We start from the raw sequence: 23,070 nt of genomic DNA, 5'->3' as shown, positions 1-23,070 counted from the left end.
TGTTTGAGGCGTGTCGGATGCTCCATCTTTAACCCAGAGCAACAATGTGGAGGCTCAAGCATGGAACTGGACGACAAGACAATCCTCATTACCGGATCGACCGACGGCGTTGGCCGCATGGTTGCGCAACGGCTCGGCGCCGGCGGCGCGCGTGTCCTGGTGCATGGCCGCGATGCGACACGAGGCAACGCGACGGTCGCCGAGATCGAAGCTGTTGGCGGCAAGGCCGAGCTTCTCGTCGCCGACCTCTCGTCGCTCGCCGAAGTCCGCCGTCTCGCCGAGGCTGTTCGCGCCCGCACGGACCGGCTCGATATCCTCATCAACAACGCCGGCATCGGCACCGCAGGCACCAAACGACAAGTCAGCGCCGACGGCTACGAACTGCGCTTTGCCGTCAACTATCTCGCCGGCTTCCTGCTCACGTCGGAGCTTCTGCCGCTGCTCAAGGCGAGCGCGCCGGCGCGCATCGTCAACGTCGCCTCGGCCGGCCAGCAGGCGATCGATTTCGACGATGTCATGCTGACCCGCTCCTATGACGGCGTCCGTGCCTATTGCCAGAGCAAGCTGGCGCAGATCATGTTCACCATCGATCTGGCGCAGGAGTTGAAGAACACCGGCGTCACCGTCAACAGCCTGCATCCGGCAAGCTACATGAACACGACCATGGTCCGGCAGGCAGGCGTCACGCCGTGGAGTTCGGTCGAGACCGGCGCTGACGCCATCCTCAACCTCGCTGTATCGCCTGACCTGGAAGAGCGGAGCGGCCTGTATTTTGACGGCCAGACAGAATCTCGCGCCAACGCGCAAGCCTATGACGCGAAGGCGAGACAGCAATTGCGGACCTTGAGCCTCGACTTGGTCGAGCGCTCGATATCGAAGGAACAGCATTCATGACTGACAAGACCCAACATGCCGTGATCATCGGCGGTTCCTCCGGTATCGGCCTTGCCACGGCGCGCAAACTGCTTGGCCCGGGCATGAAAGTGACCATCACCGGCCGCAACCCGGAAAAGCTCAAAGGCGCATGGCACAGCCTTGGCGGTACCGTCGAAAAGGCGGCCTTCGATGCAACGAAACCGGAAGAGATCAGTCGTTTCTTCGACGATCTCGGTCCCTTCGATCACCTGGTGCTCGCCGCCAGCGGCGGCAAGGGTATAGGCCCGTTCGAAACGCTTGACTTGGCGGACATCGGCGGTGGCGTCGACGAGAAAGTCCGGCCACAATTGTCTTGCCTGCAAGCCGCCTTGCCGACTCTGAACAAGAGCGGCTCGGTCACCTTCATCTCCGCGGTATCTGCGCAACTGTCGACGCCGGGCGTCGCCGGCATCGCCGCCGTCAACGGCATGCTGTTGACAGTGGTGCCGATCCTGGCGAGGGAGTTGAAGCCTTTGCGCGTCAATGTCGTGGCGCCCGGCGTCATCGACACGCCTTGGTGGGACTTTTTGCCCTCCGAGCAGCGCCAGACGATCTTCACCGACTATGCCGGCAAGACACCGGTCGGCCGCATCGGCCGCGCCGAAGACGTCGCCGACGCGATCGCGTTCCTCGTCTCCAACAGCTTCATGACGGGCCAGGTGCTGACCTGTGACGGAGGTCTGCGATTTGCCGCATGAGCGGCGGGCGCCCGCACCCGCTATACCGGCTGCGCCACCAGCGCCAGGAACCCTCCAGTCAACGCCACATTGCCGACAAAGCCGTTGATGCGGGACGCGCGCTCGGGCCCTTGATGATCCCAGAAATTGTGGAACATCGGGGTGGCGACGATCAGGAACAGCACCAGGCACAGACCGGCGGCAGCGGTCCAGACACCTGATATCACCAGCGCTCCGGACACGACCTGCAGGACGATACCAAGCCACAGCATCAGCCGCGCCTCCGGCACCCCGCGTGCCGCCATCATCTGAGTCAGGAAGCCTGCATTCTGGATATTGCGCAAGCCGGCAAAGACGAACGCGCCGCCAAGCAGCAGGCGGGCAGCAAATAGAATCTCATTCTCAAAATTTGCCATCATGTTCTTGATCCCCAAACAAAAATGGCACGCGGCGCCCAGGCCGCGCGCCGGTTCGCTCGCTCAAGCAGCTTTCGCCGCCGGCATCGGATGAATCGCCTGGAACGGGATGCAAAGCCGGTTCCAGGTGTTGATCATGCCAAGCGCGACAGACAGCTTGACCAGTTCCTCTTCCGAGAAATGCTCGAGCGTCCGCGCATAGAGTTCGTCCGAGACCCCGTTGTCGGCGATCTTCGTCACCGCTTCGGTCCAGGCCAAGGCAGCGCGTTCGCGTTCGGAAAACAGCGGCGATTCCTTCCAGGCCGAGATGAGATAGAGCCGCTGCTCGGTCTCGCCGTCGCGGCGCGCCTCGCGGCTGTGCATCTCGACACAATAGGAGCAGCCATTGATCTGCGATGCTCTGAGCTTGATCAGATGCAACAGGCCCACCTCCAGCCCGCATTCGTCGACTGCCTTGTTGAGCGCCGACACCGCTTCCATGATTTCCGGCGCCTTGGCGAAAAACTGCATTCTCTGTTTCATCCTCTTTCCTTTCGCATGCTCATGCTTGCTTGGTTGAACTGGATTTCTGCAGCCGCTGATGGCGCTCGACAAAGGCGCAGCTAGCCGCAACCGAACGCGGATCGGCACCGCTCATGAAATCGGACACGATGTCGGACAGCTTTGCCTCGGCGAGTGCCGCGCGATAGGCGCGCTCCGCCTTGAGCATCGCGACGTTGATGCCGCAGGGTTTGACATAGGCGGACGCGTCGAGCTTGGCCGGACCGCGCTGGCGAATCTCGCCGCAGCGGAATGCCGGCTCTTTGCCTTCGACCGCGAGCACGATGTCGAGCAGCGTTATGCGCTCGGCCGGCCGCGCCAGCCGGTAGCCGCCGGCCGGTCCAGGGACGGATTCCAGGACGCGCGCCGCCGTCAGCATGTTGAGATGCTTCAAGAGATAGCTTGGCGACAGGCCAAAGGCTTCCGCCATGGCGGCGCCCGACAGGGTCGCTTCGCCCTCGACGCCGGCGAGCATTGCGGCGCAATGGATTGCTGCTTCCACGCCTTCACCCAGCTTCATTGGTGTGTCTCCTAATCATGGATACATATTATCGTGGATAGATTTTATCTGCAATAGCCATCTAAAAAAAGCGGCGCCTGCGGACGCCGCTTTTCCACAACGGGCCGCGCCCTACTCTGCCGCCACCTTGGCCATCGGATTGTTCGGATGCGTCGTCCAGTTGGCGTAGACCGGCGACACCGGTCTGCCGGTGCGCTGGTCCAGCACGCCGGCCGCCAGCGGCTCCATGGTGATGCAGTTCTCGACCGGGCAGACATTGACGCAGAGATTGCAGCCGACGCATTCCGCCTCGATCACCTCAAAATGCCTGACGCCGTCCACCATGCTGGTGATCGCCTGGTGCGAGGTGTCCTCGCAGGCGATGTGGCAGCGGCCGCACTTGATGCAGGCCTCCTGGTCGATATGCGCCTTGGCGATGTAGTTGAGGTTGAGATATTGCCAGTCGGTGACGTTGGGCGTGGCGCGGCCGACGATGTCGTCCAGCGAGGCATGGCCCTTCTCGTCCATCCAGTTTTCCAGGCCGGCGATCATCTCCTGCACGATCTTGAAGCCATAAGTCATCGCCGCCGTGCACACCTGCACATTGCCGGCGCCGAGTGCCATGAATTCGGCAGCATCCCGCCAAGTGGTGATGCCGCCAATGCCGGAGATCGGCAGGCCGTGCGTTTCCGGATCGCGCGCGATTTCGGCCACCATGTTCATGGCGATCGGCTTCACCGCCGGGCCGCAATAGCCGCCATGCGAACCCTTGCCGTCGATCGTCGGTTCCGGCGCGAAACTGTCGAGATTGACGCCGGTGATCGAATTGATGGTGTTGATCAACGACACCGCGTCGGTGCCGCCGGCAAGGGCAGCCCGCGCCGGCTTGCGGATATCGGTGATGTTGGGCGTCAGCTTGGTGATGACAGGCATGCGGGTGTTGGCTTTGCACCAGCGCACCACCATTTCGATGTATTCCGGCACCTGGCCGACGGCGGCACCCATGCCGCGTTCCGACATGCCGTGCGGGCAGCCGAAATTGAGCTCGATGCCGTCGGCGCCGGTCTCCTCGACCACCGGCAGGATCGCCTTCCACGCATGCTCCTCGCAAGGCACCATCAACGAGACGACGATGGCGCGGTCGGGCCAGTCCTTCTTGACTTGCTTGATCTCGCGCAGATTGACCTGCAGGTCGCGGTCGGTGATCAGCTCGATATTGTTCAAGCCGAGCAGGCGCCGATCAGCGCCCCAGATCGCGCCGTAGCGCGGACCGTTGACATTGGCCACCGGCGGGCCTTCTTCGCCGAGCGTCTTCCACACCACGCCGCCCCAGCCCGCCTTAAAGGCGCGGATGACGTTGTAGGCCTTGTCGGTTGGCGGCGCCGAGGCCAGCCAGAACGGATTGGGCGATTTGATGCCGACGAAATTGTTTCTGATATCTGCCATGCTCATGCCCTCCCGTTCGAGGTCAGTGCCCGGTGGATCGATTCCGCCGCGTCGCGCCCCTGTGCGACGGCGGAGACGGTGAGATCGTCGCCGCCATAGATACAGTCGCCGCCCGCCCAGACGTTGGCCAGCGAGGTGCGGCCTTCGGCATCGACCTTAATGCGACCGGCCTCCAACGCAAGCAAGGCCCCGCTGCCATTGAGCGCCGAGGGGATAAAGCTCTGGCCGATCGCCTTGAACACCTGGTCGGCGGTAAGCGTCAGGCGCTCGCCGGTGCCGACGAGTTTCTCGCCATCCATCGCCGTGTATTCGAGCTCGATGCCCGACACCTTGCCGCCTTCGGCAATGACCCGCTTCGGCTGCAGCCAGTGACGGATGGTGACGCCGTTGGCGGCGGCCAGATCCTGCTCGAATTCGGAGGCGTTCATGTGCTCCTGGCCGCGCCGGTAGCAGATCGTCACCTCTTCGGCGCCGAGCAGTTTCGATTGCACCGCTGCGTCGATCGCCGTCATGCCGCCGCCGATGACGACGACGCGCCGGCCGACCGGCAGGCTGGCAAGGTCGCTGGCCTGGCGAAGTTCCGCGATGAACTCCACGGCATTGGTCACGCCTTCGGCGTCCTCGCCATCGGCACGCAGCGCATTGACGCCGCCAAGCCCCATGCCGAGAAACACCGCATCATAGTTCCGGGTCAGGTCCGAGAGCTGGTAGTCGCGGCCGAGCGCCTTGCCATTCTGGATGTCGATGCCGCCGATCGACGTGACATAATCGACCTCGGCCTGGGCGAAATTATCGATGCTCTTATAGGCGGCGATGCCGTATTCATTGAGACCGCCGGCCTTCGGACGGGCTTCCAGAATGGTCACCTCATGACCATGACGGGCGAGTCGATGCGCGGCTGCAAGCCCGGCCGGTCCGGCGCCGACCACGGCGACGGTCTTGCCGGTCGGGGCCGCGCGCGCATAGAACTGCTTGTCCTGCGCCATCGCGACATCGGTGGCATAGCGCTGCAGGCGGCCGATCTGCACCGGCTTGCCTTCGGCCACTTCGCGCACGCAGACTTCTTCGCACAGCGTCTCGGTCGGGCAGACGCGAGCGCACATGCCGCCCAGAATATTCTGGTCAAAAATCGTCTTGGCCGAGCCGATCGGATTGCCAGTCGAGATCTGACGGATGAACAGCGGAATATCGATCGAGGTCGGGCATGCGTTCATGCATGGCGCGTCATAGCAGAAATAGCAGCGGTCGGACTCGACCAGCGCCTCGTGATGATCGAGCGGCGGATGCAGGTCGGAAAAATTATCCGCATATTGTTCAGGCGAAAGCCGGCCGCCGGCAATGCCCTGCTTGAAATGACCAGTCGCCATTCCGCTTCCCCATTTCTTCTGGTTTTGAGGAAGGCTAGCACGTTTTGTTTTTTTATCAATTGGTCAATTTTCGATGCAAGCTGCTGAAAAGGCTTGATAAAAATATGATAGATATACTCATGTTTTCAGGTCGGCGATTTGGTCGATCCCGTCAATGAACGCGGTGCGCAGGATTGGCTCCCAAGTGGCGACAAGCTGTTCTAAGCGCTCACTGGGTGATAGGCGCTCTAACATCGTGCGCAACGTTGGAGAAGGCGGTGAATATTGTTCAGGAGGCGGTTCTGCGGTGGGAGCCTGTGGAAGATTTACCGCTGGCTGCCTGTCAGGTGTGGCGTCTCCAATCCGACAGTTACTTTGAACTGGCCGTCGAAGGTGACTTCTTCGTCGGAGCGTCCGAACGAACCCTCAAGATCAACTTCCATAGAGTGCTAGCCCTTTCGGCTCATGACGACATGCTGGGACTGACTCATATTAGCGCTAGCAGCTCGATCCCGTTGATTGGCTCTGGCAGCCAAGCCTCCTATAGATGGCCCCTCCTCCAAGTGGAGAACTCGCACTGGTTGCGATCGATACCCGGACCGACAGACGACTGTTCGCATTTCCTATTGCTCAGTCTTGAATGCACGGTTGAGGTAATTGCTCGTGAAGCCATAGCTGCTTGGATCTGACCACTACGCTATTGGTGTCACGTAGGATCTGTTCCGATGTTTCCGACGTGAACGTCGCGGCTCAGGGTCCGGATAGAAGGCCGACATCAAGGGCACGGCCATGGATCGACCTGATCTCCTTCGCGACCAGTTCCTGCAGCCGCCACAGATTGCGGTCGCGGATGCCGAACGCTTCGAGGTGACTGACGGTGTTGTAGAGATATTCCGCGCCCGACCCGACATGCCCGCACGCCCTGGCCAGCACCTGAGCTACCCGTTCCAGCGGCTGGTTGAGCGAGGTGCCTCTGCCGGTCACACCAACCCAGAAGCCTAACGCCCGCAGTGATCCTTGAGCAGTGCGCACCGGAAGCCATCTGACCGAGGCAACACTCTCGTAGTCGTCGATTTCGCGCCGCAGCAGCCTTTCGATCTGGGCCGGTTTTTCGCCGTCGGGCAAGCGGTAGATTACCCCGTTGCACCGCCCGCCCCGCTCAAGCGCCATCATCAAGCCCGGCTGCTCGGCACTGCCGCGCCAACGGACCATGTCGAGGCAGAAGGACCGATGCCAGCCGAACGCGGTGGCGCGTTGTTGTTCGACGGACTCGAAAGCCGGCTTCCAGATCAGCGAGCCATAGGCAAACACCCAGAACGGGCCCGCGTCGGCTTCGTCCCACAGCCGCAAGGCAAGGGCCTGGAAATCCTCGTCGGTCAGTTGCGTCCAACTGCCATCGGGACCGGGATCGGCCTCCTCCCGATGGCATAGCGCGACGAGCTCCGGCGTAAGCGACATCAGGCGCATGGATCGACACCCCTCGTTGACTGAAGGAAAGGCGAAAAACGCGAAGTACGCAAGACTTGAACGGCGGTGCCTTGCCGCGGGCGATTCTTGGCCCAGACGTCGGATTTCCGTCGCCAAGATCGTCCTAGGATGGATCAAGCCACAATCCAAAACTGGAACCGCCCACGACTGGAAACATAAGGAGCACGACAATGCCAAAGTCTCCGATGCCCTTCTTCTGGTACGAGTTGATGACCACCGACCTCGACGCCGCCGAGGCCTTCTATACCGACGTAGTCGGCTGGACGGCCCAGCCCTTCGACGCCGGGCCGGGCATGCCGCGTTATATCGTCATGAATGTCGGCGAGCGCGGCGTCGCCGGTCTGATGACGCTGCCGGAGGACGCCGCCAAGATGGGCATGCCGCCGGCCTGGCTCGGTTATATCCACACCAGGGATGTCGACGCCTCGACGCAATCGTTGAAGAATGCCGGCGGCACGGTTCACCGCGAACCCGACGACATTCCGAGCGTCGGCCGCTTCGCCGTCGTCGCCGATCCGCAAGGCGTGACCTTCATGTTGATGCAGCCGACCGGCCCCGATCAGCCGACGGTGCCGGCCACCACACCGGGCCATATCGGCTGGCACGAACTCTACACGTCGGACTGGAAGGCAGCGTTCGATTTCTATTCCGAGCAGTTCGGCTGGGAGAAAGGCGATGCGATGGATATGGGGCAGATGGGCATCTACCAGACCTTTTCCGCCGGCCCCGAATCCAGCGGCGGCATGATGAACAAGCCGGAGCAGATGCCAGTGCCGGTCTGGATGTTCTACTTCAACGTCCCGGCCATCGATGCGGCGGCCAAGCGCATCACCGACAATGGCGGCAAGATCCTGATGGGTCCCATGGAGGTACCGACCGGCCAATGGATTGTGCAGGGCCAGGACCCGCAAGGCGCGCATTTCGCACTGCTTGCGCCTGTACGGTAGTCGTCCTGACCGACCGAGTATTGCCGCTGGATCATTCCGGCGTCAGCACCGCAACTTTGAGACCGGCCTTTTTGGCGCCGCTGAGTTGGACTGTCGCGGCACCCGCCGCAAGCTTGAAACGCACGCTTTTGCGAATGCCCGGACAGGTTTTCACGCCGCTGAAAGCCGCCAACTTCACGGCTTTGCCGTCCTGAACGACATCGATCCAGGCCTCATCGGACAGGCTGATCTGGAGCTCTCCCTCCGGGGGCACGGCCACGCTTGCCGTCGCGCCGAATGTACCGGCTGCCGGCGCGCGTTCCGGCGGAACGGTGAAGCTGATCGTGTCGACCGGCGCCAACGCCACATCTGCAGCCTCGCCGACGGAAAGGTCAGCGCCGGACTGCGCGGCGGGCGCTGCCGCAAACAGGGCCTCCTCGCGCGTCACCGGCCATTTGAAAGCCGCACAGCCGGCGTCGTCAGCCATAGCGACGCTGGTGCCTGCAAGGATAGCGAATAGGCTGACGACGACTTTTCTCATGGCGAACGGAACCCACGTGGTTGGAGTGTCTGAACACAGATACAACTATAGCGATCTTTATACAACCCTAGAGAGAAAAATATAAGGAACGAGAATGCAGCGATCTCCTCCTGTTTCATCTTCCTCTATCTGGTGTTCGCCGGTCCCGGCGCTTTTGCGCTGAACAACCGTCGCAGCGCTTCAGGCGCCAACAGCGGCGCCTTCACCCCCGCATCCGCTCGAGATTCGCGTCGAATAGCGGCGTCGGCTGCACGCGCGCGGCATAGCGCCTGCCCAAGAGCTCAATCTCGAAGCCGTCGACCTCGTCGGCGATCTCCTTCGGAACATAGCCCATGGCCACGGATGTCTTGGAATGGTGCGCGTAGCCGCCTGACGTGACCCAGCCGCGCACGGCGCCGTCGAACCAGATCGGTTCGTCGCCGATGACGTCGGCGTCAGCGGCATCGACGACGAAGGCGCGCAGCCTGAGCTTGCCGCCGTGCTTACGCTCGGCGAGCACGCCGGCCTTGCCGATGAAGTCGGCCTCCTTGCCATACGCGACGAAGCGATCAAGGCCGGCTTCGAGCGGCCCGTAGATCGGCCGGTATTCGCGCGCCCACGAGCCGTAGTTCTTCTCCAGCCGAAGCGCGTTGAGCGCGCGCGAGCCAAACAGGCCGATGCCGAATTCTTCGCCCGCCGCCATCAGTGTCTGGTACGCGGCACGCTGATATTCCGGCGCCACCCAGATCTCGTAACCGAGATCGCCGGTGTAGCTGACGCGGCCGACCAGGCACGGCGCCATGCCGATATCCATCTTGCCGATGGCCATGAACGGAAACGCCGCATTTGACACGTCCGCCCGCGTGACTTTTGCCAGAACGTCCCGCGCATTCGGTCCAGCGATCGACAGGCCCGTCAGCTTCGCCGCCAGCGCCTCGATACGAACCGAACCGTCTTCCGGCAGATGCGCCTCGAACCAACGCATGTGATACTGCTCGGCAATGCCGGAGCCGGCGAGAAACCAGCCGTCCCCGCTGGAATTGGGACTGCCGAGATTGGCCAGCGAGAAATCGCCGATCAGCCTGCCGTCTTCCTTCAGCATTGGCGCCAGCGTCATTCGGCCGGGCTTTGGCAGCTTGCAGGCAAGCAGGCGGTCGAGCCAGACCGCCGCCCCCTCGCCAGCCACCCTGTATTTGGCGAAGCTCGAAATCTCCGACAGGCCGACACTTGTCCGCACCGTCTTCACCTCTTTTGCGACATGCTCGAAATCGCTTGAGCGCCGCCATGAGAACTCATCCCTGACGCCCTCGGGCGCATACCACAGCGGCACTTCCAGCCCATAGGCCACGCCCCATTGCGCGCCCCTGGCCGACAAAAGCTCGTAGACCGGCGTGGTCTTGAGCGGCCGCCCGGCAGGCAGCTCCTCGTTGGGGAAGCGGATGGAAAAACGCCGCGAATAATTCTCACGCACCTTGGCGTTGGTATAGGCCATCGTTGCCCAGTCGCCGTAGCGCGAGACATCCATCGCCCAGATGTCGGCGCCGGGATCGCCCTCGATCATCCAGTTCGACAGCGCCAGACCAACGCCGCCGCCCTGCGAAAAGCCGGCCATGACGCCGCACGCGACCCAGAAGCCCGGCAGGCCGCGCACCGGCCCGACCAGCGGGTTGCCATCCGGCGCGAAGGTGAAAGGACCGTTGATGATCTGCTTGATGCCGGTGTTCTGGAAGGCCGGGAAATGCCTGAAACCGACTTCCAGCGACGGCGCTATGCGGTCAATGTCGGGCTCCAAAAGTTCATGGCCGAAATTCCACGGCGTGGAAAATTCGGACCATGGCTTGTTGGCCTTCTCATAGGTGCCCATCAGCATGCCGCCGCGTTCCTGGCGCAGATAGAGCTCGCCGTCGAAATCGACCGCGTGGATGATCTCCGTGCCGGTCTTCTGGTTCCAGGCGGCAACCTCCGGCATGTCCTCGGTGATCAGGTACATGTGCTCCATTGCCAGCACCGGCAGTTCCAGCCCGACCATGCGGCCGACCTCGCGCGCCCACAACCCGCCGGCGTTGACGACATGCTCTGCCACCACCTCGCCCTTGTTGGTGATGACGCGCCACAGCCCGTCAGGCCGTCGCACGATGTCCTCAACCTTGGTGAAGCGTTCGACCTCGGCGCCAAGTTTTCTCGCCGCCTTGGCATAGGCGTGGGTGACGCCCGATGGATCGAGATGGCCGTCCTCCTTGTTGCGGACGGCGCCGACGAACTGCTTCGGGTCGAGCAGCGGCATCAACTCGGCCGCCTCGTCAGGCGAAATCTCCTCGAGGTCGATGCCGAGATAGCGGCCCTTGGCAACGACGCCGCGCAGCCAGTCGAGCCGCGCCTCGGTCGCCGCTAAAAGCACGCCGCCGGTCAGGTGTACGCCGGTCGCTTGGCCCGACAGTTCCTCGATCTCCTTGTAGAGCGAGATCGTGTATTTCTGCAGCTTGGCGACGTTGGGATCGCCGTTAATCGTGTGCATGCCGCCGGCCGCATGCCAGGTCGAACCGGAAGTCAGCTCGTCGCGCTCCAGAAGCACAATGTCGGTCCAGCCGTGACGCGCCAGATGGAACAGCACGGAACAGCCGACGACGCCTCCGCCAATGACCACGACCTTTGCATGCGATTTCATAGGTTTTCTCGTTATTTCAGGGAGTTGGAGGAGTAAAGTGAATCGGGATGGGAGGAAAACGGATCGCTGACCACTATGGCTCGCCCGCCCCGATCGCTTCCTTGCGCTTTGCCAGATAGGCTTCCAGTGCCTCGCGCACGGCAATATCCATCGCCGGCTCGACATATTCTTCCAGCGCTTTCTTCCACAGTCGCGTCGCCCGCGCCGTGGCATCGAGCCCGCCGGCCTCCTGCCACGCCTCGTAGTTCTGCCAGTTGGACAGCATCGGCTGGTAGAAGGCGGTGGCATAGCGCTCCAGCGTGTGCGGCTCGCCGAAGAAATGGCCGCCGGTCGGCACCGTCCCCAGCGCCTCGACGGCAAGCTCGGCCTCGTTGACCTCGATCGGACGCAAGAACTCCATCATGTGCTGGATCATTTCGACATCGATGATAAATTTCTCGAACGACGCGGTCAGCCCGCCTTCCTGCCAGCCGGCAGCGTGGTAGACGAGATTGCCATGGCCGAGCACCGCGCCCCATAGCGCCATCAGCGTCTCGTAGGCGCCCTGCGCGTCGGCGGCGTTGGAGGCCGAGCCCGGCGTCGTCCGGTAGGGCAGTCCATAGCGCCTCGCCAACTGCCCGGACGCGATGTTGGCCTTGGTATTCTCCGGCGTGCCGAAGGCCGGCGCGCCGGACTTCATGTCGACATTGGAGGTGAAGGCGCCGTACATGACGGGTGCGCCAGGACGCACAAGCTGCGTCAGCACCACGCCGAACAGCGCCTCGGCATTCTGCTGCGCCAGCGCGCCGGCCAGCGTCACCGGGCTCATCGCCCCCATCAGCGTGAACGGCGTCACCGCGACCGACTGGCCGAACTCGGCCATGGTCATCAGCCCCTCGGCCATCATCTCGTCGAAGCGGCGCGGCGAGTTGACCGAGATGATGGTGGTAACGCCGGGGTCGTCGCGCATCTCATCAAGCGTCAGTCCGCGCGCGATCGCCATCATCTCGATGCCATCGAGCGCCCTGCCCCGGCCGATCGCCGAGACGTGAAAACTTTTATCGGTCAGCGTCAGATTGGCGAAATAGGTGTCGAGATGGCGGGAATTCGCCGGCAGTTCGACCGGTGCGCAGACCTGGTTGCCGAGCATGTGGATGCAGTTGAAATGCTGCGCCAGCCGCGTGAGATCACGGTAGTCGCGCAGGTTTCCGGCGCGGCGGCCGCGCTCCATGTCATGCACATTGGGCGGCCCGGCGACCAGGGTGAAATTGAGGGTGTTGCCGCCGAGATGGACAACATGGGCTGGATTGCGCGGGGTCAGCGTATAGTTCGATCGCGTCGTCTTCAGCGCTTCCTCGACCATGCCCCGATCGATGCGGACATTCGCCAACGCATGATCGACCTGGGCGCCGGCCTTGTCGAACAGCGACAGCGCCCGCGGGCTCATCACCTCGATGCCAAAATTCTCCAGAATGTGCATCGACGCCTGGTGGATCACCTCTATCTGGTCTGCCGAGAGCATCGCCATTGGCGGATAGGGGTTGGTCACGCGCCGCAGCGGCAGTTGCGGAATAGCGGCCGGCCCCCTGTTGCTGGTTCGCTCGGCGCCGCGCTTGCGTCTCGGTTCGTTCATGCGGCGCATCAAAGCGCCGGCACGATGATCGGGCTGTCAGAAATCCGCCACCTGCGGGCGTGATTTTAGCCAAGGCGGCACGCTGGCATTTTCTATCAGACAAAAGCGACAGGAAAGGTCGGAATATTGATCACCGCTTGCCCGGCCGTCGAGCTACTGCGCCACGAGATGGCCCGCGTCGTGGCTGTCATGAGCGGCAATTCGACCGTCGTGCGGAAGGCCAGCGGAAGCGACGGCCGGCGCGCCTCTCGCCTGAGGCTTAGGGTGGCTTTCCGGACTGTGTGGAACTATCCGTAGGCCACGTGGAAAGCGCTTGCTCAGTAACAGCCTGTAGCATTTCGCGGCTAAAGCCGGCTTTGGCCTGTACCGCCATGCCGTGAGAGACCGCCATCACGAATGCCGCCAGGGCATCAGGTTTGGCCGTCTCCGGCAAGTCGCCCTCGGCCCTGGCCCGTTCGAAGCGTTCACGAAGCTGCGCCTCACCAGCCGCGCGGGCATCTATCAACACTTGTCGTACAGGTTCCGCTTCATCTGATCCCGCCAGCACCCCGTTGATACCGAGACATCCCGTATGGCTGGGGTAACGTGTATGGAGGTCGGCTGCACTGTGCAGGATGTGCGCAGCAACTTGCCGCGATGTCGGTAGCTGAAGCGCCTCAGGGATGAAGTCCATGTATCGCTCGTAGTAGCGATCCAGGGCTCGGCGGAAGAGCGCTTCCTTGTTGCCAAAGGCAGAATAGAGGGCGGGCCTCTCTACGCCGGCGGCCTCGGTCAGGTCAGCATAGGAGGCACCCTCGTAGCCCTTGCGCCAGAAGACGCATAGCGCCGCGTCGAGCGCTTTCTCCACGTCAAATTCGCGATGGCGCCCCATCAGTCCAATTCAGTCTTTTTCATAATGGTCATTATTAAACCACTTGACAGCCCTTGTCTATATTTCATACCAATCGTTATCGTAATGTTCATTACGTAATCATCGCGCTGTCGCTCGCCAACGTAAGGCGGCGCTCCAATCGCGTACAGAAAGGATTCTCATGTCGAACATATTGAAGGGCAAGGTCGCCCTCGTGACCGGCGGCTCGCGCGGGCTCGGCGCCGCTACGGCCGAGGCACTTGCCGACCAGGGTGCGGACGTTGCAATCACCTACGTCGCGTCGGCCAAAAAGGCCGAAGCCGTGGTCGAGAAGCTGAAGGCGAAGGGCGTCAGGGCTTTCGCGTTCCAGAGCGATCAGGCCGACCTTTCAACCGCCAAGCCTCTGATCGAGTCGGTGATTGCCGAATTCGGCAAGCTCGACATCGTCGTGAACAATGCCGGTATCGCGATCCAGGGTCAGCTCGTAGACGATCCCAAGCTCGATGGAGACAAGTACAATCGCCAGTGGCAGGTCAACGTTATGGGCACGATCGCCATCACGCGCGCGGCGGCGCCCAAACTGACGGACGGTGGTCGGATCATTTTCATCGGCTCTCTCCTCGGCTCATACGTGCCGTTCCCGGGTGTCGCCGACTATGCCGGAACGAAGTGGGCGCTCGCCGGATACGCGAAGGGCATCGCGCGCGACCTTGGCCCCCGCAATATCACCGTGAACGTGGTACAGCCGGGCATCATGCCCACGGACATGGCCTCGGACGTTGCCGGTGAGCTTCCGGACCGTGAAGCCATCCTGGACATGCATCCGATCCGTCGCATTGCGACCCTCGAAGAAGTGGCGGAAACCGTCTGCTTTCTCGCCGGACCTTCTGCGGGCTACATCAACGGTGAGACCGTAAATATAGCCGGTGGTCTCGGAATCTGAACGTCGGCCGAAGAACATCGAAACTCTCAAGCGCGCAATTGAAGAAAAAGGATGACCGAGAAGTTTCGCCTAAAGTCGGCCGCCGACGAGGTGCTTTCCGGCGTGATCTCAAGGGAAAGCATTTCTCCTCACGGGGCGGCCGACAAGCGATTAAGGAACGCAGCAAGATTCCCTTTATGTTTTCGGCCTAATCCTGTTCCGATGGGTAGGTCGAGTTTTAGTAAAATTGTAGCTGTCACCGTGCTGCTCGTACTGTCCGCCTGCGCGACGCCGCCGAACCATATCAACGATGTCTGCGCGGTGTTCGACCAGAATGACGGCTGGTTCGACAACTGGCAGGCGGCGGCCGAGCGCGTCGAACAAAAGTACGGCGTGCCGGTTCCCGTGCTGATGGCGACGGTGCGCAAGGAATCCGGCTTCAAGAGCAATGCCAAGCCGCCGCGCACCAAGCTTCTCGGCTTCATTCCCTGGAAACGTGTCTCCAGCGCCACCGGCTTCTCGCAGGCACTCGACGGCACCTGGGCGCAATATCAAAGCGAGACGGGCAGCTGGGCGGCGCGCCGCACCAGATTTGCCGATGCCGTCGATTTCGTCGGCTGGTACCATTCCAAGACATCAGACACGCTCGGCGTCGCCCGCAGCGACACCTATAATCTGTATCTGGCCTATTATCTCGGCTGGACCGCCTACAAGCGCGGCGAACGGGGCGATGCCGGCGTGCAGCGCTACGCGCGGGCCACCGAGCAGATGGCTCGCGACTACGCCACGCAGCTAAGGCAGTGCCGCAACTGAATCCGCCGAAGCTTCTTGCAGCCAGATGAGGTTTCTGGGCGTCGTTGATGCGATATTGAACTTGGATCGAGAAACAGATTCAGCGATTCATTCGGCCGGGATAAGGTGAAGAACCGACTTTCCTCCCTTTACCGCCGCCGTGGACAATTTTCGATCAAAGGTCGCCAACCTGCCGTCACGCGCTTTGGCAAGCGCCAGAAGGTAGCTATCTGTGACTTGCGCCGAGGTCAGGATCTTGCCGGCATCGATATCGGCGGAGCCGACCAGACTGATATCATCAGGCCAGAACTGATGCCCGGCAAGTGCGTGCAATTTGCGGACGATCTGCGCAATAACTGCGGGTGAGCCGGGAGAATTGGGGTATTTGGGGTTACTCACGATCCTGATGACACCATTCTCGGTGATAGGGCTCGTGGCCCATGAGGAGTGCCCGCTGGATTCGAACCATCTATGGGCGTCGTCATGCGCAACGTGACCGGGATCGATCAGCGCAATCAAGACATTGACGTCCAGCAGAAACGTCACGGCAGTTCGTCACGAAGCGTATTGACCGTTTCGAGATCAACCATTGGGCTGCCGGGCCGGGACGAAAGCAACGGGATGCCATTACGCTCGTCGCCAGCCTGAGGCCGACGCAGCGAACGGCGAACAAGGTCGGAGATGACCTCGCCAACACTGCGATCCTGCTGCCGCGCCATGGCCTTGGCGGCAAGCAGGACATCGTCGTCGATCGCAAGTGTCGTTCTCACAATACACCTCCTTCTGCGCATCAAACATCACGCATCAGTTAGGGTAACCAACAGAAATACTCAAGGGAGGCGTGGCATGCCCTGGGCATAACGAGATATCGCGACGCTTCGGAGGCAATGCGCCAACTGCGACATTGCCTCGATGCTCGTCAGCTTGGCTTCTTGCCGCGTGGACGCTTGGGCGGGGTGCCGGCAAAGCCCGGACCGACGCCCTGCGGCGCGTCGTCCGGCACCCCCTCATGGGCGGCATGCTCCTTGTCGAACTTGATCACCGGCTCCATTTTCGCCAGTACATCGTCGGCAAGCCAACACAGGCTCATATGGCCGTCACCGAGATTCTTCACCGGTGGCACCTGCGTCTCACAAAGATTGTCCGGCACCAGTTTCTTGTAGCCGCAGCGCGTCTGGAACGGACAGCCGGTTGGCGGGTTCATCGCCGACGGAATGTCGCCTTCCAGCACGATGTGCTTCTTGATCACTGACGTATCGGCAATCGGGATCGCCGACAGCAGCGCCTCGGTATAGGGATGATAGGGCGGCGAAAATATCTGGTCGGTCGTGCCCTGCTCGACGATATAGCCGAGATACATGACGACGACGCGGTCGGCGATGTAGCGCACCACCGACAAATCGTGGCTGATAAACAGCATCGTCGTCTTGTTCTTGCGCTGGATGTCCATCAACAGTTCCGTCACCGCCGCCTGCACCGACACGTCGAGCGCCGAGACCGGCTCGTCGGCCACCACCACCTTGGCGTTGCCGGCAAAAGCCCTGGCCACGCCGATGCGCTGCTTCTGGCCGCCGGAAAGCTGGCGCGGCTTGCGGGTTTCGAACGCCCGCGGCAGCTTCACCAGGTCGAGAAGCTCCAGCATGCGCTTGCGGCGATCGGCAACTGTGTTGCCGATATTGAACTTTTCCAGCGTGCGGATGATCTGCGAGCCGACCGAGTGGCTGGGATTGAGCGTGTCGAACGGATTTTGGAACACCATCTGGATCGACGACACCGTATCGACGCTGCGCTTCTCGATGCTGGTCGAACCGATCTGTTGATTTCCAAGTGTCACGTTGCCGGAACTCGCCGTCTCCAACCCGAGCAGCACCTTCGCCAGCGTCGATTTCCCGCAACCGGACTCGCCGACGATGGCGACGGTTTCGGATTCGCGCGCCATGAACGAGATCGTCTCGTTGGCCTTGACGACGCGGCCTTCGCTCGATCCGAACACCTCGCTGCCGCCGACCTTGTAGTATTTCCTGAGGTCCTCGATCTTGAGCACCGGCGCGCCGGGCTCGACGCGCTCGTTGACCTTCTTGGCGCCGGGCGGCAGCGCCTCCCAATCAATCTCGTTGAAGCGCACGCAGCGCGAAAAATGACCTTCATGGCCTTCGACCGCGATCATCGGAATTTCGGCGGCGTTGCAGACGCCCTCGACGAAATGGTGGCAGCGCGGGCCGAAATTGCAGCCCTTCGGCCGCTCATGCGGCAGCGGCAATTGTCCCGGAATGGAGATCAGAGGCCGCGAATTCTTGTCGGCGCCGGGCAACGGGATCGAGCGGAACAAGCCTTGCGTATAGGGATGGCGCATCCGGTCGAAGACGTCCTTGATCTTGCCGGTTTCCACCGCTTCGCCCGAATACATCACCGTGATGCGGTCGCAGGTTTCCAGGATCAGGCCGAGATTGTGCGACACGAAGATCATCGAGGTGCCGAACTTCTCGCCGAGCCCCTTGACCAGGTCGACGATGCCGGCTTCCACCGTCACGTCGAGCGCCGTCGTCGGCTCGTCGAGCAGGAGCAGCGCCGGCTTCGACAGCAGCGCCATGGCGATGACGATGCGCTGTTGCTGGCCGCCGGAAAGCTGGTGCGGAAAGGAGCGCATCATCCGCTCTGGATCGGGCAGCCTGACCGAGCGCACCATTTCGAGCGCGCGTTTATAGGCCTCTTCCTTCGACACCTTGTCGTGGATCAGCGGCACTTCCATCAGTTGCTGGCCGACCTTCATCGCCGGGTTCAGGCTGGCCATCGGCTCCTGGTAGATCATCGCGATCTTGTTGCCGCGGATGGCGCGCAGTTCCTCCTCGGATAGCTCGCCCATGTCCTTGCCCTGGAATTTTATCCGGCCGCCGACGATCTTCCCGATGTTGGAGAGGTCGCGCATGATGCCGAGCGACACGGTCGACTTGCCGCAACCGGATTCGCCGACGATGCCCATCGCTTCGCCAGGCATGACCGTGCAGGAGAAGTCCATGACCGCCGGTATCTCGCCCTTGCGGGTAAAGAAGGAGATCGACAGGTTCTCGATCTCGATGATCGGCGCAGTGGTTGGCCCAGGGGTCGGCCCATTGGTCGGCTTGCCGGGATTTCGAACTGCCTCATTCATGGGTCGCTCCAATCCTTGTCTTTTCATATCGGGTCGAGAACCCGTCCATCAATCTTTCATCGATTGTTCGCGCAGCGAGTCGGCCAGGAGATTGAGGCCCAGCACGAACGACATCAGCGCGATCGTTGGCGGCAGCGCCGGGTGTATGAAGGAGCGCAGCAGCCGGCTTGCGTCCTTGATCGCGGTGCCCCAGTCCGGGCTCTCGGGCGCCAGTCCCAAGCCGAAATAGCCGAGCGTGCCGAGCAGGATCGTGGTGTAGCCGATGCGCAGGCAGGCATCGACGATCAGCGGCCCGCGTGCATTGGGAAGTATCTCCCACAGCATGATGTACCAAGGCGATTCACCGCGCGTTTGCGCTGCCGCCACATAGTCGCGCGTCTTGATGTCCATGGTGAGGCCGCGCACGATGCGGAACACGCCCGGGCTGGAGGCGAACACCACCGCCACGAAGATGTTGAGCTGGTTGGGATCGATATGGATGATCCTGAACGGGTCGGCATCGAAGACGAGGCCGGCATAGACCCAGCCGCCAATGATCAGCGTCAGCCCCAAGAGGATGTAGAGGCGGTCGGGCCGTTTTTTGTAGCGCGTCCAGAACAGCACGCTGAAGAAGATGATCGGGAACAGGAAAAACAGGCCGGCCATCGCATAGGGGATCGGTGTCTCCATGATGCCCGGCGTCACCAGCAGGTAAAACAGGAGGATAACCGGGAAGGCGAGCACCAGATTGGCGAGGAAGGACAGCACCGTATCGATCCTGCCGCCATAATAGCCGGCCGGCAGGCCGAGCGTGGTGCCGACCATCAGCGCGAAACCTGTCGCTGCCGGGGCGATGATCAGCACGATCTGGCTGCCATAGACCATGCGGCTGAACACGTCGCGGGCAAGCTTGTCGCCGCCGAACAGGTAGACAAGTCCAGATTGCGGCTCGATCGCGCCGGGCAGCGCGTCCTTCATGATCGGGATCTGGACAAGCGGATTGAAGGGCGCGATGGTCGACGCGAAGATCGCCGTGAACAGCCAGAACAGGCAGATGCCGACGCCGACGATGCCGACGCTGCTGTCGAAGAGCTGACCATAGAGGCCAAGCCTCTTCTTGTACGCGAAACTCGCCCCCATCACTAGGACGAGAGCGATCCAGACCGGCCAGAAACGCGCAAGCACGCCAAGCACCACGTTGAAGGCGCCGATATATTCAAGCTGCATCCGCCCGATCCCCTATTGAACTCTGATACGCGGATTGAGAAACGCGTAGCCGACATCGGAAATGAGCTGCGTGATCAGGACGATGAACACCGAGACCAGGGAGCAGCCGAGCAAAAGATCGATGTCGTTGTTGCCGGCCGCCTCGACCAGCGTGTAGCCGAAGCCCTGATAGCGGAACATCACCTCGACGATGACGACGCCGGTGAGCAGCCAGGGGAATTGCAGCATGATGACGGTGAACGGCGCAATCAGCGCGTTGCGCAGCGCGTGCTTGACCACCACGCTTCCGAAGGAGAGGCCCTTCAACCGGGCGGTGCGGATATATTGCTGCGTCATCACCTCGACCATCGAGGCGCGGGTCATGCGGGCGATGTAGCCGATGCCGTAGATCGCCAGCGTCATGACAGGCAGCGTAAAGTTGTAGAAGGTGATGCCCCGGCTGGCCGAGGCCGCCGAACCGTTGAGCCAGCCGAGCCATGAGGCGAAAATGACCGTGAAGATGACACCCGAAACATATTCGGGCGTCGCCGTCGAGGCAATCGAGGCGACGGACAATGTCCGGTCGGTTCGAGAGCCCTCGCGCATGCCGGCGAGGATGCCGATCAGAAGCGAGATCGGCACCATCACCACAAGCACCCAGAACATCAGGATCCCGGTGGCACTGAGCGCCGGGAAAAGCTTCGACGCGACCGTCGTCTTGAATTTGGTCGAGCAGCCGAAATCGCCCTGCAACACGCCGGAGAACGTCGGCTCGACAGGATCGTTGCAGAAGGAAAAACGTCGCGTGGGTTTACCCGTTGCCGGATCTGTAACCGGCTGCTTGGGCACGATCCCCAGCCATTGGCCGTAGCGGGAGAAGAAATTCTGGCGGTAGCCATGGTTGACCAGCCAGCTTTCGAGCTGCTCGGCCGAGGTGTGCATTTCAGTCTGGCTGATGGCCAGCTTTTTCAGATTGGGATCGAGATTGATCAGGAAGAACACGACCATCGTCAGGCACAGCATCGTCAATGCCATGGTACCGAGGCGTCGAAGGATGAAAGAAAGCATGGCGGTCCCCTGCCGGTCTGGTTGGGGTTGGGATCGGCTTGCAACCAGCTCAGCCGCTGGCGGCAGAGCTGGCTGTCAAACGGACCTCAGAATGCGATCAACCCTGTCTTGTCGCACACCCCAATCCGAAGTGTTCGCGCCTTGTTTGCTGCGCCGACTTTCGGTTGCGGAATCATGCGTGGAGTGGATGGAAGGGGCGAACCGCCCCTTCCACGATCGATTCGATCAGGCCTCCTCGTCGAGCCAGACTTTGCCGTAGTCGCGCTCGAAGGTCGGGTGCATCTTGTAGTTTTTAACCGCGGCGACCGAATGGCTGTAGAGCTTGCGCCAATAAGGCTGAATGATGATACCGGAATCCTGCAGGATCTGCTCGATGTCCTTCATCATTTCCTTGCGTTTGGCGGGATCGGCAACGGCGAGCGCAGCGTTGAGCTTGGCATCCCACTCGGGATTCGACCAGCCCGTCTCGTTCCAGGCCTCGCCGGTGCGGTAGCCGATCGCCAGAACCTGGACGCCGAGCGGCCGCATGTTCCAGTTGGTCATCGACAGCGGATATTTGGTCCAGTCGTTCCAGAAGGTCGAACCCGGCAGCACCGTACGCTTGACCTTGATGCCGGCGTCGCGCATCTGCGCGGCGATCGCGTCGCCGGTGTTCTTGTGCCAGTCTTCGTCAACTGTGATCAGCTCGTGCTCGAAATCAGCCTGGCCGGCTTCCGCCATCAGCGCCTTTGCCTTGGCCGGGTCGCGAGCAACCTTTGCCAATTCGTAGTATTCCGGATGGATCGGGGCAACATGGTGGTTTTCGGCGACTGTGCCGGCATTGCCGTTGCCAAGCTGGAGGACGACAGCATTGTCGACCGCGAGCTGCAGCGCGTTGCGGACCTTCTGATCGTCATAAGGCTTGTTGGTCACATTGGTGCGGCAGACGATCGTCGAAGCGGTGACGACCTCGGACTTGACCAGATCGATACCGTCGAGGATCGACACGTAGTCGGCCGACGTCTCGAAATTGGTATGGACTTCGCCAGCTTCGAAAGCGCTGACCATGGCCGCCGGATCGGTGCCGTAGTCGATGAACTCGATGCCGTCGAGGAACACCTCGCCGTCCCACCACTTGTTGTCTTCGCGGCGCTTGTAGACGACCTTCTGGCCGACATCATAGGACACCAGTTCGAACGGGCCCGTGCCGATCGGGCAGGCTTTGAAATCGCCACCCTTTTCGTCAAACGTCTTGTGGACGACGAGGCCGGGGTAGTCGCACACGTTAGGGATGAGCGCGATGTCAGGCGTGCTGAGCTTTAGCTTGATCGTGTGGTCGTCGACCTTGGTGACTGCGCTCTCGTCCAGCTTGTCGTCCTTGACCAGAGAGCCGAGACGACCGGGCATGGAATTGCCTTCGGCTTTCTTGTCGCCCCAACGCTTTAGGTTGAAGATGACATCGTCCGCGGTGAAGGGATCGCCGTTGCTCCAGGTGACGCCCTTGCGCACATGCAAGGTGTACTCCGTGGCGTCGTCGTTGACGTCCCAGCTCTCCAGCAGATAGGGGCGGAACGTGTATTCGGTCGTGTACTTGACCAGCGGCTCGAGCGCCTGGCGCTCGGCATTGGCGATCTCCGACCAGTCGGCCTTGCGCGGATCCTTCGGATCCTTGATCCACTGGGCGACCTTGAGTATGCCGCCCTTCTTGCCCTGTACGTCCTGCGCTCTCGCCGGCGTTGGATCGGCGAGACCGAGCATTCCATAGGCCATGGCAGTGGATGCGCCGAAGACGCTGGCCAAAGCGAGAAACTCGCGGCGATCGACACGTCCCGCCCTGGCTTCTTCGGCCATTGCGTGGATGTGATCCGGAACGCGATCACCATTACTCCTAAAGATTGTCATCACGAACTCCCATTGTTGGCTTTCTGCCTTTTACCATTCCGCATCCGGGCCATGATGTCAAAAACGGCACGGATTGGGAACATCCCAAGGAATGTGCAACTTTGGAAGGGAAGCGGTTCGCGTGATAACGACAGTCTTGGCGCAAAATTGCTACTGCCCGGCAGATTTCGTCCG

The 23,070-nt window shown here is 61.6% G+C and carries 21 protein-coding genes and 1 pseudogene; 6 read left to right on the top strand and 16 right to left on the bottom strand.

Going from position 1 to position 23,070, the window contains the following annotated elements:
- The first annotated feature begins 60 nt into the window (after positions 1–60).
- A complete protein-coding gene (locus ABID19_RS03940) occupies positions 61–894 on the top strand; it encodes an SDR family NAD(P)-dependent oxidoreductase (protein ID WP_354488105.1) in 834 nt (277 codons plus the stop codon).
- On the top strand, positions 891–1,613 hold the full coding sequence (locus ABID19_RS03935; protein ID WP_354488104.1) for an SDR family oxidoreductase: 723 nt from the start codon (positions 891–893) through the stop codon (positions 1,611–1,613). Before ABID19_RS03940 ends, ABID19_RS03935 begins: the two co-directional genes overlap by 4 nt.
- A 20-nt stretch (positions 1,614–1,633) precedes the next feature.
- Here the strand turns inward: ABID19_RS03935 and ABID19_RS03930 are convergent, their stop codons facing one another.
- From ABID19_RS03930 to ABID19_RS03905, 6 genes are all read right to left on the bottom strand, one after another.
- The gene (locus ABID19_RS03930; protein WP_354488102.1) at positions 1,634–2,011 is read right to left on the bottom strand and encodes a DoxX family protein; all 378 of its coding nucleotides are present in this window, start codon (positions 2,009–2,011) and stop codon (positions 1,634–1,636) included.
- Between the two features lie 60 nt (positions 2,012–2,071).
- Positions 2,072–2,530: a carboxymuconolactone decarboxylase family protein gene (locus tag ABID19_RS03925; protein WP_354488101.1), complete on the bottom strand. Its 459-nt coding sequence runs from the start codon at positions 2,528–2,530 to the stop codon at positions 2,072–2,074.
- A 19-nt stretch (positions 2,531–2,549) separates the two neighbouring features.
- The gene (locus ABID19_RS03920; protein WP_354488099.1) at positions 2,550–3,068 is read right to left on the bottom strand and encodes an RrF2 family transcriptional regulator; all 519 of its coding nucleotides are present in this window, start codon (positions 3,066–3,068) and stop codon (positions 2,550–2,552) included.
- A 111-nt stretch (positions 3,069–3,179) separates the two neighbouring features.
- On the bottom strand, positions 3,180–4,493 hold the full coding sequence (preA, locus tag ABID19_RS03915; RefSeq protein ID WP_354488098.1) for an NAD-dependent dihydropyrimidine dehydrogenase subunit PreA: 1,314 nt from the start codon (positions 4,491–4,493) through the stop codon (positions 3,180–3,182).
- Between the two features lie 2 nt (positions 4,494–4,495).
- A complete protein-coding gene (locus ABID19_RS03910) occupies positions 4,496–5,860 on the bottom strand; it encodes an NAD(P)-dependent oxidoreductase (RefSeq protein ID WP_354488096.1) in 1,365 nt (454 codons plus the stop codon).
- 729 nt (positions 5,861–6,589) lie between these two features.
- The gene (locus ABID19_RS03905) at positions 6,590–7,306 is read right to left on the bottom strand and encodes a gamma-glutamylcyclotransferase (RefSeq protein WP_354488095.1); all 717 of its coding nucleotides are present in this window, start codon (positions 7,304–7,306) and stop codon (positions 6,590–6,592) included.
- 191 nt (positions 7,307–7,497) lie between these two features.
- Between ABID19_RS03905 and ABID19_RS03900 the strand changes: the two genes are divergently transcribed.
- Positions 7,498–8,274, top strand: a complete 777-nt coding sequence (locus ABID19_RS03900; protein WP_354488093.1) for a VOC family protein — start codon at positions 7,498–7,500, stop codon at positions 8,272–8,274.
- A gap of 31 nt (positions 8,275–8,305) precedes the next feature.
- Here the strand turns inward: ABID19_RS03900 and ABID19_RS03895 are convergent, their stop codons facing one another.
- Positions 8,306–8,794, bottom strand: coding sequence for a hypothetical protein (locus tag ABID19_RS03895; RefSeq protein ID WP_354488091.1), 489 nt, complete (start codon positions 8,792–8,794; stop codon positions 8,306–8,308).
- Positions 8,795–8,887: 93 nt separating this feature from the next.
- On the opposite strand from ABID19_RS03895, the pseudogene ABID19_RS03890 reads away from it, so the two are divergent.
- Positions 8,888–8,974 (top strand): annotated as a pseudogene (locus ABID19_RS03890) (DoxX family protein); the annotation flags it as partial.
- Between the two features lie 22 nt (positions 8,975–8,996).
- On the opposite strand, the gene ABID19_RS03885 reads toward ABID19_RS03890, so the two are convergent.
- The 3 genes from ABID19_RS03885 to ABID19_RS03875 form a co-directional block, all read right to left on the bottom strand.
- Complete coding sequence (locus ABID19_RS03885; RefSeq protein WP_354488089.1) at positions 8,997–11,438, bottom strand: GcvT family protein; 2,442 nt, start codon at positions 11,436–11,438, stop codon at positions 8,997–8,999.
- A 73-nt stretch (positions 11,439–11,511) separates the two neighbouring features.
- A complete protein-coding gene (locus tag ABID19_RS03880) occupies positions 11,512–13,050 on the bottom strand; it encodes a trimethylamine methyltransferase family protein (RefSeq protein WP_354488087.1) in 1,539 nt (512 codons plus the stop codon).
- Between the two features lie 259 nt (positions 13,051–13,309).
- A complete protein-coding gene (locus tag ABID19_RS03875) occupies positions 13,310–13,921 on the bottom strand; it encodes a TetR/AcrR family transcriptional regulator (RefSeq protein ID WP_354488085.1) in 612 nt (203 codons plus the stop codon).
- Positions 13,922–14,081: 160 nt separating this feature from the next.
- Here ABID19_RS03875 and ABID19_RS03870 point away from each other — a divergent pair, with 160 nt between their 5' ends.
- Both ABID19_RS03870 and ABID19_RS03865 read left to right on the top strand, forming a co-directional pair.
- Positions 14,082–14,843, top strand: a complete 762-nt coding sequence (locus ABID19_RS03870; protein ID WP_354488083.1) for an SDR family NAD(P)-dependent oxidoreductase — start codon at positions 14,082–14,084, stop codon at positions 14,841–14,843.
- A 201-nt stretch (positions 14,844–15,044) separates the two neighbouring features.
- Positions 15,045–15,635, top strand: a complete 591-nt coding sequence (locus ABID19_RS03865) for a transglycosylase SLT domain-containing protein (RefSeq protein ID WP_354488081.1) — start codon at positions 15,045–15,047, stop codon at positions 15,633–15,635.
- An 87-nt stretch (positions 15,636–15,722) separates the two neighbouring features.
- Here ABID19_RS03865 and ABID19_RS03860 read toward each other — a convergent pair whose 3' ends face one another.
- From ABID19_RS03860 to ABID19_RS03835, 6 genes are all read right to left on the bottom strand, one after another.
- On the bottom strand, positions 15,723–16,160 hold the full coding sequence (locus tag ABID19_RS03860; protein ID WP_354488079.1) for a TA system VapC family ribonuclease toxin: 438 nt from the start codon (positions 16,158–16,160) through the stop codon (positions 15,723–15,725).
- Positions 16,157–16,384, bottom strand: a complete 228-nt coding sequence (locus ABID19_RS03855; RefSeq protein ID WP_354488077.1) for a CopG family transcriptional regulator — start codon at positions 16,382–16,384, stop codon at positions 16,157–16,159. Before ABID19_RS03855 ends, ABID19_RS03860 begins: the two co-directional genes overlap by 4 nt.
- A 149-nt stretch (positions 16,385–16,533) precedes the next feature.
- On the bottom strand, positions 16,534–18,762 hold the full coding sequence (locus tag ABID19_RS03850; RefSeq protein WP_354488076.1) for an ABC transporter ATP-binding protein: 2,229 nt from the start codon (positions 18,760–18,762) through the stop codon (positions 16,534–16,536).
- A 48-nt stretch (positions 18,763–18,810) separates the two neighbouring features.
- Positions 18,811–19,968 carry an ABC transporter permease gene (locus tag ABID19_RS03845; protein ID WP_354488075.1) on the bottom strand — a complete coding sequence of 386 codons (1,158 nt, stop codon included), beginning with the start codon at positions 19,966–19,968 and terminating at the stop codon, positions 18,811–18,813.
- A gap of 12 nt (positions 19,969–19,980) precedes the next feature.
- Positions 19,981–21,015, bottom strand: a complete 1,035-nt coding sequence (locus tag ABID19_RS03840; protein ID WP_354488074.1) for an ABC transporter permease — start codon at positions 21,013–21,015, stop codon at positions 19,981–19,983.
- 225 nt (positions 21,016–21,240) lie between these two features.
- Positions 21,241–22,896: an ABC transporter substrate-binding protein gene (locus ABID19_RS03835; protein ID WP_354488072.1), complete on the bottom strand. Its 1,656-nt coding sequence runs from the start codon at positions 22,894–22,896 to the stop codon at positions 21,241–21,243.
- Positions 22,897–23,070: the final 174 nt, after the last annotated feature.

The organism is Mesorhizobium robiniae, from assembly GCF_040545535.1.
GTDB classification, from domain to species: domain Bacteria; phylum Pseudomonadota; class Alphaproteobacteria; order Rhizobiales; family Rhizobiaceae; genus Mesorhizobium; species Mesorhizobium robiniae.
The sequence above is the reverse complement of the archived record's forward strand: the minus strand, read 5'-3'. Positions and strand labels throughout refer to the sequence as shown.